At 47.3% G+C, this 13,604-nt stretch carries 13 protein-coding genes and 1 tRNA gene; 9 read left to right on the forward strand and 5 right to left on the reverse strand.

Going from position 1 to position 13,604, the window contains the following annotated elements; genetic code table 11:
• The first annotated feature begins 33 nt into the window (after positions 1-33).
• Entirely contained in the window at positions 34-966 is a 933-nt protein-coding gene (locus tag HMPREF3090_RS02580) for a dihydroorotate oxidase (protein ID WP_067976154.1), read from the forward strand.
• Between the two features lie 48 nt (positions 967-1,014).
• On the opposite strand, the gene HMPREF3090_RS02585 is transcribed toward HMPREF3090_RS02580, so the two are convergent.
• Positions 1,015-1,881 carry a fructosamine kinase family protein gene (locus HMPREF3090_RS02585; protein WP_067976156.1) on the reverse strand — a complete coding sequence of 289 codons (867 nt, stop codon included), beginning with the start codon at positions 1,879-1,881 and terminating at the stop codon, positions 1,015-1,017.
• Positions 1,882-2,025: 144 nt separating this feature from the next.
• Between HMPREF3090_RS02585 and HMPREF3090_RS02590 the strand changes: the two genes are divergently transcribed.
• Genes HMPREF3090_RS02590 through HMPREF3090_RS02605 form a run of 4 tightly spaced genes read left to right on the forward strand, consistent with a single transcriptional unit; the run spans position 2,026 to position 5,641 of the window.
• Positions 2,026-3,225, forward strand: coding sequence for an AAA family ATPase (locus HMPREF3090_RS02590; RefSeq protein ID WP_067976158.1), 1,200 nt, complete (start codon positions 2,026-2,028; stop codon positions 3,223-3,225).
• Between the two features lie 19 nt (positions 3,226-3,244).
• On the forward strand, positions 3,245-4,816 hold the full coding sequence (locus HMPREF3090_RS02595) for a vWA domain-containing protein (RefSeq protein ID WP_067976160.1): 1,572 nt from the start codon (positions 3,245-3,247) through the stop codon (positions 4,814-4,816).
• Between the two features lie 13 nt (positions 4,817-4,829).
• Positions 4,830-5,297, forward strand: a complete 468-nt coding sequence (locus HMPREF3090_RS02600) for a hypothetical protein (RefSeq protein WP_067976162.1) — start codon at positions 4,830-4,832, stop codon at positions 5,295-5,297.
• 17 nt (positions 5,298-5,314) lie between these two features.
• Positions 5,315-5,641 carry an MTH1187 family thiamine-binding protein gene (locus HMPREF3090_RS02605; protein WP_067976163.1) on the forward strand — a complete coding sequence of 109 codons (327 nt, stop codon included), beginning with the start codon at positions 5,315-5,317 and terminating at the stop codon, positions 5,639-5,641.
• 51 nt (positions 5,642-5,692) lie between these two features.
• On the opposite strand, the gene HMPREF3090_RS02610 is transcribed toward HMPREF3090_RS02605, so the two are convergent.
• Together HMPREF3090_RS02610 and HMPREF3090_RS02615 are read right to left on the reverse strand one after the other, a co-directional pair.
• A complete protein-coding gene (locus HMPREF3090_RS02610; protein ID WP_070485853.1) occupies positions 5,693-6,817 on the reverse strand; it encodes a pyridoxal-phosphate-dependent aminotransferase family protein in 1,125 nt (374 codons plus the stop codon).
• Between the two features lie 45 nt (positions 6,818-6,862).
• Positions 6,863-7,624 (reverse strand): SDR family NAD(P)-dependent oxidoreductase, encoded by a 762-nt coding sequence (locus HMPREF3090_RS02615; RefSeq protein WP_070485855.1) that lies wholly within the window; start codon positions 7,622-7,624, stop codon positions 6,863-6,865.
• A gap of 217 nt (positions 7,625-7,841) precedes the next feature.
• Here HMPREF3090_RS02615 and HMPREF3090_RS02620 point away from each other — a divergent pair.
• A tRNA-Ala gene (locus tag HMPREF3090_RS02620) sits at positions 7,842-7,914 on the forward strand.
• Between the two features lie 191 nt (positions 7,915-8,105).
• On the opposite strand, the gene HMPREF3090_RS02625 is transcribed toward HMPREF3090_RS02620, so the two are convergent.
• Positions 8,106-8,354 (reverse strand): hypothetical protein, encoded by a 249-nt coding sequence (locus HMPREF3090_RS02625; protein WP_067976168.1) that lies wholly within the window; start codon positions 8,352-8,354, stop codon positions 8,106-8,108.
• Between the two features lie 196 nt (positions 8,355-8,550).
• Here HMPREF3090_RS02625 and HMPREF3090_RS02630 point away from each other — a divergent pair, with 196 nt between their 5' ends.
• Together HMPREF3090_RS02630 and HMPREF3090_RS02635 are read left to right on the forward strand one after the other, a co-directional pair.
• Entirely contained in the window at positions 8,551-10,212 is a 1,662-nt protein-coding gene (locus tag HMPREF3090_RS02630; protein WP_070485857.1) for a G5 domain-containing protein, read from the forward strand.
• A 150-nt stretch (positions 10,213-10,362) separates the two neighbouring features.
• Complete coding sequence (locus HMPREF3090_RS02635; RefSeq protein WP_067976170.1) at positions 10,363-10,920, forward strand: DUF2628 domain-containing protein; 558 nt, start codon at positions 10,363-10,365, stop codon at positions 10,918-10,920.
• Positions 10,921-10,976: 56 nt separating this feature from the next.
• On the opposite strand, the gene HMPREF3090_RS02640 is transcribed toward HMPREF3090_RS02635, so the two are convergent.
• The gene (locus HMPREF3090_RS02640; protein WP_230080812.1) at positions 10,977-12,374 is read right to left on the reverse strand and encodes an L-cystine transporter; all 1,398 of its coding nucleotides are present in this window, start codon (positions 12,372-12,374) and stop codon (positions 10,977-10,979) included.
• A 214-nt stretch (positions 12,375-12,588) separates the two neighbouring features.
• Here HMPREF3090_RS02640 and HMPREF3090_RS02645 point away from each other — a divergent pair, with 214 nt between their 5' ends.
• On the forward strand, positions 12,589-13,491 hold the full coding sequence (locus tag HMPREF3090_RS02645) for a hypothetical protein (RefSeq protein ID WP_067976173.1): 903 nt from the start codon (positions 12,589-12,591) through the stop codon (positions 13,489-13,491).
• Positions 13,492-13,604: the final 113 nt, after the last annotated feature.

Here is a 13,604-nt window from a genome sequence, read left to right on the forward strand (position 1 = left end):
TTTTTTATAATTTATGATTAGGAGGACTTATCAATGGCTGTACCAAGTCAAATTCATCACTTTCATTTTTCTAATTGTCTTATGAACGCTTCGGGTGTTTCCTGTGAAAGGAAGGAAGAACTTGCTGCATTGGATGACTCAGCAGCGGGGACCTTCATCACTAAAACGGCTACCCTGGAAGCGCGGGAGGGAAATCCCCAGCCGCGAGTGGAGACTTTTGCCTTAGGGAGCATTAATTCCTCCGGCCTGCCCAACCAAGGCTTGCCTTACTACCTCCAAGCCCTAGCAGACTTCCAAGCGGCTAAACCGGATAAAACTTATTTCCTCTCTGTTACTGAACTGGAAGAAGAGAAAATCTACAAAATCTTAGAAGAGGTCGAAGCGAGTGACTTCAAGGGACTCGTGGAATTAAACCTATCCTGTCCCAATGTTATCGGGAAGCCGCAGATTGCCTATGATTTTGAAACAACTGACCGGATCTTAAAACGGGTCTTTTCTTTCTTTACCAAGTCCCTAGGGGTTAAGCTGCCCCCATTCTTTGATCCCAGTCACTTTGACCAGATGGCGGATATCCTCAACGCCTATCCCTTGGCCTACGTTAACTGCATTAATTCGGTGGGCAATGGTCTCGTGATCCATGACGAGCAGGTCGTGATTAAACCCAAGCAAGGTTTTGGTGGGATCGGTGGCGAAACCATTAAGGAAACAGCCCTAGCCAATGTCCATGCCTTCTACCAACGCTTGCGGCCAGAGATCGCTATTATCGGGACTGGCGGCGTATGCGATGGTCGAGATGTCTTTGAGCATATCCTTTGCGGAGCCAGCATGGTTGGGGTAGGGACGACCCTCTATGAAGAAGGGGAAGGCTGTTTTGCGAGCCTGACAGAAGAGCTCGAAGCCATCATGAAGGAAAAAGGTTACCAGTCCATTGAAGACTTCCGTGGTAAATTAAAATATATGGATTAATTAAAAAAGCTGTGCAAGTCAAAGCGCAGCTTTTTTAGATGGAAAAATTTAGGCCTGGTCTTTAATCCGCGCCATAGTTTGGCGGACGGATTGGAGGTAGATGCCGCCAAATTTATAGAGATGGAGGGCTTGGAAGTAGAGTTTGTAGAATTCTAGGCGTTGCTGGGCACCGGGAGCTAGGGGATAGGCATCATTATAGGCTTGGTAGAAGTCAGGACTAAAGCCGCCAAAAACCAGGCTGACCCCTAAGTCGAATTCCCGGTCCCCATAAAAGCAGGCCGGGTCAAAAAGAACCGGTTGGCCGTTTTGGTCAAACATATAATTACCTGCCCAGAGGTCACCGTGGAGGAGGGAAGGGCTTGAGCTATGCTGGTCTAAAGTCTCGCTAATTATTTCAAGGACCCTCTGATAGTTGGCTTGGTCTTCTGGCTGCCAGAGCCCTTTTTGGCTGATGGCTTGTTCGAGGGGGATCAAGCGCTGGTCGATAAAGAAGTCTTTCCAAGCATCCCTCCAAGTGTTTTCAAAGCGGATATCGCCTCCCTGGTAGGGGAGATCGAAGCCGAATTGATGGCGGTCAGAGTGACTCTGGTGGAGCTTGGCCAGCATCTGGCCGAGATCCGCTTGCTGGCCTTGTCCTTCATGGATAAATTCTAGAATGAGGTAGGCGTCCGGGCCTAATTCGCCATGGGCAATGACTTCCGGCACGCGGACCCCGGCCTCAGCCATGGCTTTTAAACCAGCGATTTCAGCCTTATAGAAATCTTCTCGGCGGTTAGCTTGCACTAAGAGAAAATAGTCGCCTTGGCTGGTTTGAACCCGGTAGGCCTGGTTGACGTCACCACCTGTTACGGGGGTGAGCTTTTGGATAGCGTCTAATGGCAATTGGGCAATTTGTTGGTCAGTTAATGCATACATGCTTATCCTCCTAAATCTTTAGTCGCTTACAATGTCTATTCTAGTGGTTTTTGGAGGAAAGCTCAAAAGCTAGGATTAGTTTCAAGCAGGGATCTTTGTTATAATAGAAGAAGATGAAATGAAACACAAGAAAGGTGGATGTCGATGGCAGACCGAGTGCCGGGGCTGACTTATCGAGCAGTCTTTAAAGGAATTAATTTATTGCTTCAAGAAGATTCAAATATTGTAACAGACATTGTGGGACACGGGGGGATTGGTAAGTCCCAGCTCGTGCGTGAACTCGCCGCTGCGAATGACTTTCCCTTCTTTGAAATTACCTGTTCGCTCTTACAGCCTGGGGACCTAACTATGCCGGTGCCTAAGGAAGACCGAATCGATTACTATCTCAACCCGCAAGTCCAAGGGGCGGTCGATGCAGCTGAGGCCAATCCGGATAAAAAAGTCATCCTCTTCCTCGATGAATTTAACCGGCCGATCGCTATGGTCCAAGGCGAACTGATGAACCTGGTCCTCCAACGCAATCTTATGGGGATCGACCTGCCAGACAATGTGGTTATTATTACGGCGGAAAATCCGTCTTCTGATGTTGAAGGCTTTGAAGGCTCTTCCTATGCGACCAATGCCCGGGATATGGCTATTAATGACCGGACCATGCGGATTCGGATGGGAACGACTTTAGACCAGTGGCTGGAATCTTTTGCCCAAGCTGACCATCCTAAGCGGCCAGGGCATTCCATGATCCATCCGCTCATCCGGGACTTCCTCCAAGCAGAAGGCCGGCAATACTTCATTGTGATTGATGAGACCCGGGATAAGAATCCGACCCCTCGTGCTTATGAACGCTTATCGGAACTCTTCTATAATTATGAAGGGGCAGGCTATGACTTGCTTGATTTAGCGGATGATGACCTCTTGGCCTTCCTCGTTGAAGGGATTGACGGCTGTATCGGTGAAGAAGCCGGTCAAGTCTTCCTCTCCTACCTCCAAACCCACCAGGGCGACTTTATCAAGGCAGCGGAAGTGGTTGAAGCGGAAGGCCCCCACTTGGATGCTTCTATCCTAGACCGCTACCAAGCTATGGAGGCCATCCGCAAGAAGCGGGTGATTGAAGACCTGACTGCCTATCTTCTGGACCATGAGGATTTATTGACCGACCAGGACCTGCTTAACCGCTACCTGGATCTCTTCTTGGCAACGGAAGCAGATGAGGTCTATAGCCTGGTCAAGCGCTTGACCGAAGCCGAAGCGGCCTCAGCTTTGGGACGCTTGAACCAAGCTCTCTCGAATTTTGACGCTTATGTGGACCGGGCCTTTGAGATCACTATGGCTGTATCGAAGAAATAATTAGGGAAAGGAGACCTGTATGGACGGAATCAAGACAGATAAAAGTCGGGATGAATTGTTGGCTTTAATGGGTTCTAGCCAGCAGGGCCTCGCTATCGATAATATTGATGACCGCTATTTCCGCTTGCGGATCGCCTTCATTATTTATATGAATTTTGGGGCGGATGAAGACTACCAGACTTTTTCTGACCTCATGCACGAATTCATTGGCCTCTTAACGGCCTCTCTAATGACGGACCGCAGCTACAGTGGGGCTAACGATAGCCTCTTCGCGGGTATTATTTACCGCTTGGACCGGCAGATGAGTAAGACCCTAGCTAAGCCCATGAACTTATCCTTTGAGGGCTTACGCTTTACACTCACGATCAACCCTATCCTTTTCTTCATGTATTATGAGAGTCCTAAGCAAATGTTAGCGGGGATCCGTCAGATTTGCTACCACATAATTTTTAATCATATGACCGATTATGACTGGGCCTTTCAAGAGACGGAGGATGCCAAGGTCATGAGCGTGGCAATGGAAACAGAGATTAACCAGTACATCCAAGACCTTCCCAGTCACGCCGTTTCCCTGCCTGGTTTAAGAAAGAAGCTCGATGTCCGCCTGCAGGAGAAGAAGGGGACTCTCTATTATTACCAAGAGATGAAGAAAATCGCTAATGATCCCTCCCATCCTAGCCACAACCGGACCTTATCGACCTTCGAGAAGATGAAGGGGTCGGGGCAGATGGACGACCTATATAGTCAGCTAGCGGGTAATTTTGATGAAGACAAGCTCTCGGACTTGCGCATTGATTCTGCCGAGCAGCTAAACGACGAAATGAAGAAGAATTTCTCCATGCAGCAGGTCATCCCCCAGGGTAAGAATAACGACCTCCATCGTAAGATCATCAATGGCCTGGTTCGTAAGGCCTATGATGACTTGACCGATGAGATGCGGGAACACTTGTCGGGCCAATTATCAGAAAAGGTTAAGCCGATGAATAAGTCACGGGCCATCAATTGGAAGGAGATTATCCAGAGGGGCGAGGGTGCGACTCCCGTTCCTTACCGCCTGTCTAAGAACCGGATGAACCGACGGCAGCCCTTCCGCATCGACTTACCTGGCCGGGTCTTGGATACCGCAACAACCCTGATTGTTTTTGTTGACACCTCCGCCTCGCAAAATGAGGAAGCCCTAGCTTATAGCCTAGGTGAACTGGCCAATATCCAAAAGACTTTGGGCAACCAGGTCTGGTTAGTCCAAGTCGATACCAAGGTGGTGAAGGCTGAACGTTTGACCCATCAGACCCTATCCCAGTTTTCTTTTGAAGGGCGGGGTGGGACGAGCTTTGCACCCGCCTTTGACTGGCTCCATGACCATGGCTTTAACGACCATAATTCGGTTGCTGTCTACTTTACAGACGGTTACGGGGATGATGGTTTCGACCGCTATGGCTACCATAACATGTACTGGATCTTGACCCAGGCTGATCCTCAAGAAGAGAACCCCTTGTCGACCGAAAGCTATGGCAAGATTCTCTACTTGCGTCAAAGTGAAGCCTACAATAATCAATTGATGCAAAACCGTCTGCGCCAAACCCATGATTAGAAGGAGGAGGCTTATGTCGCAAACACATGACCTGAAAAAAGCGCTAATCCGGGTGCAATTTGGGGATTACTTGCCCTTGGTTCAATCCTTCAGCTATCCGGAATTAGAGGCCCTAGAAATTGAACCTCACTTTAACTTTTCGGAGATTTCGGATGAAGCGGCTTTCTATATGGTCGCGCAAGGCTATCTCGACCACTGGGAGTCCAGCTACCAGAAGGAGAGTCTCGTCCGGAAGGGAAACCTCTATCGTCAGGAACATCGAGTAGTCGATGAAGTGGAAGATGACTTCCTAGAGGCCGTATGGCAAGCCTATGTCCAAGTCAAAGAGGCGGCCCAAAGCCAAGCTTCAAGGGTTTCCCAGTCGAGTATTACCCGGCATGGGAGCCAGGAATCGATCTGGGAACAACTCATGCGTGATGGCGTTCCCGAACTCAAACAGAAAGTAAGCCAGTACAAGGCTCGCTATGGTTTAGATGATTAGGAAAGGAGCTTTTGAATATGTCACAATTAAATACCCTATGTGCGCTCGCTATTGCCCCTTACGGACAAGGTGACCACCTGTCACAATATGTCATCCAAGCGGTGAAGGTGATCCAAGATTCAGGACTGTCTTACCAGACCCACGCGATGACGACCGAAATTGAAGGGGATTTGGATGAAGTGATGGCGGTGGTGACCAAGGCAGCTAAGGTCTTGGCTGAAAATGGCATCCGCACCGAAATTAGCTTCCGAGCTGATATCCGCCCAGGCCGAGAAAATGCCTTTGAACAGAAGAAGGCCAGCCTAGCCCGGGAAGAGAAAAAATTGGCTGATAAAGAAGATTAAAAAAAGATTGGCTCCAGATAAAAAACTGGAGTCAATCTTTTTTAGCGAAGCTTATAAATCAGAGGCACGGAAGGCTTCGGCTAGGGAGACTTGGCTAGGGATGCCGACTTTCTGGAAGGCTTTGTCGAGGGCCTTGTACATGGCCTCAAAATACTCGACTTCCATATTGGATCCCATGTGGGCAATCCGCAAGATGCGTTCACCGAGAGGGCCGTCGCCATTAGCGATTAAGAGGCCTTCTTCTTTAACTGCTGCCATGACGTCAAAACTGCTAAAGCCTTCAGGAAGGAGTACAGCTGTTAGGGTATTGGCAGGATGGTCTTTGGCATAGAGTTCAAAACCTGCTTCTTGGAAAAGCTGCCGGGTGTTATCAGCCCATTTGGCGTGCTTAGCGGCGAAGTCATGGGAGAGGGTTTGGTCTAAGGCAGCGTCCATGGCATAGACTAAGTTCTCGCTCATGGTATAAGGAAAATCGAAATGGTCATTGTCAAAATTAAGATAGGACTTAAAGTTGGAATAGAACGAAGGGATGGGACTTTGCCGCTGGTCGAGCCGGTCCAAGGCCTTTTGAGACAATGTTACGGTACCAATGCCAACCGGGGCAGAGAAGCATTTTTGACTGCCGCCGAGCAGGACGTCCACTTGGGCGCGGTCAAAGTCGATAGCTTCGCCTCCGATTCCAGAGACGGAGTCCACAATGGATAAGATGCCATAGCGGTGGAGCAAGTTTCCGATGCCGTGCATGTCATTAGAAATCCCGGTAGGCGTTTCACAATGGACAAAAGTAGCCACTTGGAAATCAGAGTCCTTTTCTAAGAAGGCTTCCAATTCATCAAGTTTAATGCCGTGCCGCCAGTCTTGTTCGAAGAGGACCGGCTGACCACCGACAAAACGCACGAAGTCCGCAAAGCCGGCGCCATAGACCCCATTGGAGAGGACTAAGACCCGGTCACCCGCTTCAACCATGGAAAAGATGGCCGCTTCTAAAGTGATAAGGGCTTCGCCTATCATGAAGAAGGAAGGGGCATCCGTCTGTAGGACTTGCGAAACTTTCTTTTCCACTTGGCGCTGGTAGTTGGTGTAGTCATGGTCAAGGTCAGTATTCGTCTTCGACTGGGCAAAGGCTTTGAGGACCTTGTCAGTCACATGGGAAGGACCTGGACTAAGGTTTAACATGGTAAAACTTCCTTTCAAAATCATTTTATTCATTATAATACAATTCTAATCTTTTGCCCACCGGTTGGGTAATTGCGGGTCGAGAAGTTCAAATTCGCGGCTGTCTAGGTTTACCTTAGCTAAGACTTTGTCGCTCTTAATCAGCTGGTCTAGGAAGGCAGCAATCTCATCCGCTTCATTGTAACGTTTCCAAACATCATCAGCTGTCAGGCTCTCGTCCTGGGAGGCCACATTAATGAAAGCGGTGTTGACAGCAGCCGGCGCTAAAATTTTGACTTGGACTGCTGCCTCTTGGTTATGGAGATAGCGGCCAATATTTTCGGAAAAGGCGCTGATATAGAACTTCATCGGACTGTAGAAGGGGGAAGATTCCATCAGCTCATAGCCTGCCACTGAAGAAACATTGACCAGGCAAGCTCCCTCGACGGCCTGGTAATCGCGCAAGTAATACTGGCTGAGCAGGGTAGGGGCTAGCATATCCACCTTCATCAGCTCTAATATTTCTTCACTCGTCTGGCTGAGGAAGTCCTTACTATTAGAGAAGCCCGCATTGTTGATCCAACACTTAATGTGATAAGCTTTAGTCTTTTGGTAAAAAGTTTCTAGTTCTCCAATCTGACTTAAGTCCTGGACCAAGTAATCCACCTTGATTCCAGTGAATTCTTCTTCAAATTCCTTCTTTAGGGCAGCCAGCCGGTCTTCGCGGCGGGCAACCAAGATGAGGTTCTCCCCTTGGCTAGCAGCCAAACGCGCATAAGCTTGACCGATCCCTGAACTGGCACCTGTAATTAATGTATACTCTTGCATTCGTCATCCTCCTTTGCCTCCAGTATAACATGGAAAGGTTTTCAATTCAGAGTTTAACTATTTATGAAGGGCAAATTAGTTTAATTGCTTTCGGGGTTTAATCCGATATAAGCAAGTGTATATATTTGCACATTCTGTACATTTTCTCAGATAGCAAAATTAATTACAAAAAGCCCTTGCCTTTCGATTGGAAATTAGGTAGAATGGTCTTATTGACGGGGGCGTAGCTCAGTTGGGAGAGCGCTACACTGGCAGTGTAGAGGTCGTCGGTTCGAGCCCGATCGTCTCCATAAGATAATCCTATAAATGTTGATGTATTAACGTTTAAAGCGGGAAGATAGCAATTTATTGTGTGATCTTCCCGCTTTTTGTTATATAACGATGTTAAATATTATCAATCAACTTTTAAAGTCTGAAAAATACGAAGTACTAAGAAGCAGCGCTCCAGGAAAAAATTTAACCTGGAGCGCTGCTTTTAGCATTAGGCTCTTGACGAGAAATATTTCCATATGTTTAAGAAGAAAATCAGCAGCAGAAGGTAGCGGATAACATCAAAGATGCGCAAGAAGAAGTTTTCATAGCTGACGGGTGAGAAGAGGTAGATGACCAGTAAGACTACTAGGCAAAAACAGATGCTCAGTGTCATCCCTACAAACATAGAAGAAGTACGAATGGATTGCTTAAGCTTAAAGCACTCTAAAAAATATTCTTTTACATCATCAATATGCATTTGTCATCCACCTTATATGTCTAAATTTTAGCCTTATTATACCGCAAAGTCCTTCTGACTGAAAGTATTTTCATCTAATTGTCTTTTAATCTAAGGCTTTTATTCTATTCAGGAGTGATTAATGACAGTTTAGGAAGTAATAAGTTTTTAATTATAAAATGTAGTATACTTATATTATGAATAAGGAGGAGATTATATGAAGAATAAAGAAACACTCTCATTTCGTAAAGTAAATCTTGGCCTCGCTTCTGTAGCTCTTGCTGGCTTCCTCGCAGCTAACCCGCAAGTGGTTGAAGCGACTGGAACAGCTGATACAGGCGCTGCGACTGCCATCACAACGGCGGGAACTGCAGAACCCACAACTGCTCCAAGTGCTGATGCTAGCAATGCAGGCTACCAAATCCAAGATCCTCAAGAAGCTGAGAAAACTTTAGAACTCGTCCGCAACACTCGTAATACTTATTATGACGATGAAACAGTTCCTTTTGCAGGCACTTCACTGAAAGACTACGTGACTAAGCAAGGCCTGACCAAGGAACAGTATATTAATGACATCCGCTATGACCGGATGAATGAAAAGGATGCCTATATCCGGGCAGAAGAAACAGCCATCCATGGTAAGCTTGACCATAAGGGACCAGATGGCGTAAGTGAGCCCCAATACCATAATAGTAATGCTTGGGGTGAAAATCTGAGCTTTGGTCGCAATTCTGTCGAAGCAGATTTTGAAGCTTGGACCACTGCAGAATTGCCTGCCTTGAAGTCGGCTAATGGGAAATTCACAGGGGAAAATGGTCACCTTTATCAAATCTTAAATCCATTTAATATTTCCTTCGGTTATGGTAGATTCTCAAAAAATGCTCCAGGTGTCGATGCTTCTAAATACAAGAACGCATATGATCCAATCAGCGCTCTGACCTTATCTATGAAACCTGGCGATACCGATTATCCAGCTGGTAAACTTGAAAAAGAGAAAAAAACTGAGCCTATTCCTTTTGAAGTGGAAAGAATTGAAGATTCAACACTTGAAAAAGGTAAAAATATCGTTAAACAAGAAGGTGAGGATGGTTTAAGAGATTCGACGGGTGTTGTTATTCGTCAACCGAAAAATAAAATCATTTTAGTTGGTACTAAGGAACCTGAAAAAACAACGACACCTGTTACACCGGGCCCTCAACCAGAGCCAATACCTGAACCAACTCCAACGCCAGAACCAAGCCCAACACCAAAATTAGAACCAACTCCAGGACCAAATACACAACCAAATCAAGAACCGAAACAGGATCCACAAGCAACTGACCCAGCTAATGAAGGCCCAATAGCTACAACGACACCGCTTGAGGAACCAGATCAGAAGCCGGACCCAAGCCAACCAACTGGTCCAGTTAACACCCAGCCAACAAATACTAACACACCAAACACGGATCCAAAGAAGGAAAGCCCAAGTCGACCTGTAGTTAAACCAACCTCTACAAGTCCAAGTGCACCAAGTAAACCTTCTTCTACGTCCCCTAGTGCGGTAGCTCCTATGAACACAGAGCCTACAGAAGTTAATCCTTCCGCTGTTGCTCCAAGTCAAGACAAAGACCCAGTAGCGCCAGTAGAAGACCAAACGCCTGTAAGTGCAGTTAAGCCAGGTCAGTCACTTGCTAAGCCTGGAAAACAGGAAACTAAGCCAGGGAAAGTCTCTGCTCTTGTACCTAAGGAAGCCAAGCAAGGTCAAGCTCAGGCTAGCCAAGTTAAATCCCAATCAGCGCATTCTGTTCTACCTAAGACAGGGGCAGTTGCTGTGTCCTTTACAGGCTTTGGCCTTGCCCTAGTCGCAGCTGGTGCTGCTTTGTTGAAACGCCGCAAATAATTTTTTCTATCGATTTTTAGAGTCCAGGTTCTCTCGGAGCTTGGGCTTTTTGTTATTCAAGAGTTCCTTAGGCTTATTCAGGAGTGATTCGCTTTTAACGGGTCAAAAAAGGTTATAGTAGAATAAGAGACTTAATGAGGAGGCGGCATAATGACAAATGAAGATTTAATCGATACAGCGACTTACCGCAAGGAGGACTTGGTAAAGGCAAGCGCCCCCAAGGCCTACTGTACCCACTGCGGTTACCGGCTCCATGAACAGGCCTCTTACTGCTATAATTGTGACCAGGATCCTTCGATAGGGACGGCTTACTGTCGGCGCTGTGGGGGCAGTCTCTTAGTGGGGCAGAAATTCTGTTCCCGTTGTGGGCTGGCCCAGGCGAAGTCATCCCAGATTCATTTGGAACGTTTTCCATTTGCCGGGGAGACACCAGCCATGCAAGCAGAGATGGAGAAGATTGAAGCCAGTGGGGAAAGAGACAAGGGACGCTTTAATATTTGGGCCTTTATCTTTAGCGGGCTTTGGTTTTGTTATCAGGGTTTGTGGGAATTCGGTCTCATTCTGATCGCTCTCACCTGTCTGCCTTTTGCCTTCTGGTTGAAGCTGGTCTTGATTACTTTCTTTTCAGGCCGCTACGGGATTTACATTAAGTACCGTTATCTCAAGTACGGTGAGCGCTTGCCTAACTTAGCAAAATTATTTCACTAAAAAAGACCAGTCAAAAGCTACTTGACTGGTCTTTTCTTATGAGCTATTTTCTTAAATTAACGGTCAACATCATCTTCTGGTTCAACCAGGGCTTCATTATCATTGAAGATGGTTTGGTTCATGTTGCCCATAGCCTTAGAGGTCACGGTTCCAGCGATAATGGAGTCGTTGACATTAAGGGCGGTACGTCCCATGTCAACGATCGGTTCAATAGAAACCATGAGCCCGATAACTTCGATAGGGAGTCCTAACATACCAAAGAGAATGAGGGAGCCGAATGTGGCCCCACCACCTGCACCAGATACCCCGATAGAGGTGATGGTAGCTGCTGCAATGATGGTAATCCAGGTACTTGGGTCAGAGAAGGACATGCCGGCAGCTGGTGCTGCGATAACGGCTAACATAACAGGGTAAATCCCCACACAACCGTTCTGACCGATGGATAGGCCAAAGGTAGCTGAGAAGTTAGCAGTTGGTGTATCCACACCCAAAGCTTCGGTTTGTGTCTGAATGTTTAGGGGCAGGGAACCTGCACTTGACCGAGCCGTGAAGGCAAAGATCAAGACATTGGCAGCCTTTTTGAGATATTGGATGGGGTTAATCCCAAAGAGGACAAGGATGATCATGTGGATGATAAACATCACGATCAAGGCCACATAACAAGCTACAATGAAGGTTGCCATAGTTTGGATGGTTGAAATACTTGAAGTCGCTAGGGCCTTGGTCATCAGAGCGAAGATCCCGTATGGCGCAATGCGAAGGACCAGGGTGACTAAACGAGAAACAATGGCATGGAGGCTGTTGATAATCTTTTCAAAGATTTCAGCTTCTTCTGGATGGTGGCGGCGCACACCGAGATAGGCAGCCCCCACAAAGACAGAGAAGATAACAACAGCGATAGTCGAAGTTGACCGGCTACCCGCCATATCCGCGAAGACATTCACCGGAATGAAGGAACGGATGGTTTCAGGGATGGTTAAATCAGCGATTTCCGAATTACGCTCTACTAATTGGTCAATCCGGGCATTCTCAGTAGCGCCCCGGGCAAATTCGGCCCCATCTAAATTGAAGAGGACTCCGGTTGCGATAGCGATGAATGCGGCAATCGCAACGGTAATGAGTAGAGTTCCGATAACGCCTGTCCCGATCTTACCGAGGTTGGATTGTTCGTGGTCGAGCTTGGTAAAGGCCCGGATCATGGAAACCATTACCAGTGGGATAACCAACATTTGTAGGAAGTTGATGTAGCCCTTGCCGACAATATCAATCCAGTCCATAATTTCCGCAGTGACCTCACTCTCAGCGCCTAGGATGAATTGGATCAGGAGTCCAAAGACGATCCCTAAGCCCAGACCGGTGAAGACGCGGTTGGAATATTTAACGTGCTTGCGGCTCATCTGGTTGAGGACCAGGCAGAGCGCAACAAATATGAGTAAAGTAATAATAACTTGCAAAATGCATACCTCCTTCTTGTTCACTTACTATTTATTAGCTGATGAACTGAGAATATTATAGCTTATTTTTTATTAGAATGCACCTAATAAGCCTCGAGACCGATTTTTTATCATTTTTCTCTTTTTGAGGGGAAGAAATGGTATAATATAGCTTTAAAGCAGATGTTGAGAGCAGATTAGTGATTGATCGGCTTGCACTTAAAGGAGACGAGTCATGGTAAAATTTAATCAGCACTTTGATAATCCAGACCAATTAAAGGCCTTCTTACGCCAAGAAGACCGGCCTGATCTGGAGCTAGAATATTTAGAAGTCCAAGATGAACTGGAAGAGCTAGCAGCTGGACCAGTATCCCGGGAAAACCACCGCCAACAGCTTAAGCTGGAAACTTACCGGGATGCCCTGGTGGAAGTTCTCAATGAAAAACCGATTGAAGATGAGATAAGAAGTGAAGTAGAGGAAGAAGAATCTGATGACTATGTAGAAGAAGATAAGCAAGGTCCTACTGACTCGAGTATGGAGAGTAAAGGGGCAGCCTTTCTTTCCGGCTTAGGCCAGCAGGTGAAGCGGGGCGTCCAGGCTAGCGGCCAGGCCATTAACCGGGGAATCGAGCATGAGATGGCCAAGAAAGAACCCTGGAAAGAGAAGAAGGCTGCTCTGGCCGAGGAGCGCCAGCGAGCCAAGGAAGCCAAAGAGGCCCAAGCCTTAGCCAACCAGGCCCAATATAAGCCCTATCCTAGGAAACGGCGCCGGGGTTGCGGTTGTGGGGGCTGTCTCTTAGTAATCGTCCTCGCCTTAGTATTAGGCTACTTTGCTTTGGGACAGGCCCAAGTCTACCTCCCTAACATTTCACTGAATGCACCAGATATTAGGGTAGATGGGGGCAGCTTGATCCAAGAAGGCTGGGAATATGCCAAGTCTTGGCTCGGCAATCTTTTCTCTGGCGACGACCAAGCGCCTGCAGATGAAGGCCAGGGCTGGCAAGCCCCTGCGGATAATGGGGGTGGAAGCTGGCAAAATCAAGAAGCACCGGCTACTGATAATGGTTGGACCGAACCTGCCCCTACAAGTCCGGACCCGGCTCCACAAGCAGGGGATGAGACTGGAACAGGTTATTAATTGAATAGATGTCAAAGAAGTAGGTAGAGGCTGGGGTTAACCCTGGCCTTTTTTTGCTTTCTTCCTAAATCATCCGAATCTAAGTACCAAGTCTCACACCCTAGTCGGGTTCG

The sequence above is a fragment of the Aerococcus sp. HMSC23C02 genome, assembly GCF_001806805.1.
In the GTDB taxonomy this organism is placed as follows: domain Bacteria; phylum Bacillota; class Bacilli; order Lactobacillales; family Aerococcaceae; genus Aerococcus; species Aerococcus sanguinicola.